The 626-nt window shown below is 74.3% G+C and carries 1 protein-coding gene; it reads left to right on the top strand.

Features of this window, described 5'->3' with window-relative positions; genetic code table 11:
- Nucleotides 1-626 (top strand): AMP-binding protein (locus tag A5646_RS06500; RefSeq protein WP_156765536.1); only part of this gene is annotated, 626 nt, incomplete at both ends.

Below are 626 nucleotides of genomic sequence, written 5' to 3'. Positions count from 1 at the left end.
CGTCGTCCAGCGCGGCCAGCGCGGCCTGGACCTCGCCGAGCTCGATGCGGTAGCCGCGGATCTTCACCTGCTCGTCGACGCGGAGGTCACTGTGTTGACGCAGACCCCGTCGGCGGTGGCGATGCTGTCGCCGAAGGGGCTGGAGTCGGTGACGCTGGCGGTGGTCGGCGAGGCCTGCCCGGCCGAGGTGGTGGATCGCTGGGCGCCCGGCCGGGTGATGGTGAACGCCTACGGCCCGACCGAGACCACCATGTGTGTGGCGATCAGCGCCCCGCTGACGCGGGGATCCGGGACGCCGCCGATCGGTCTGCCGGTGGACGGCGCGGCCCTGTTCGTGCTCGACCCGTGGTTGCGCCCGGTGCCCGAGGGGGTCGTCGGCGAGCTGTATGTGGCCGGCGACGGGGTGGCCGCCGGGTATGTGGGCCGGGCCGGGCTGACGGCCTCGCGGTTCGTGGCGTGCCCGTTCGGGGCGCCCGGGGCGCGCATGTATCGCACCGGGGACCTGGTCTGCTGGGGGCCCGACGGACAGCTGCGCTACCTGGGTCGCGCCGACGAGCAGGTGAAGATCCGCGGCTACCGCATCGAGCTCGGCGAGGTCCAGGCCGCGCTGGCCGCGCTGGACGACG

The organism is Mycobacterium sp. 1245499.0 (assembly GCF_001673615.1).
GTDB lineage: Bacteria > Actinomycetota > Actinomycetes > Mycobacteriales > Mycobacteriaceae > Mycobacterium > Mycobacterium europaeum_A.
This window is presented reverse-complemented; position numbering and strand designations above follow the sequence as displayed.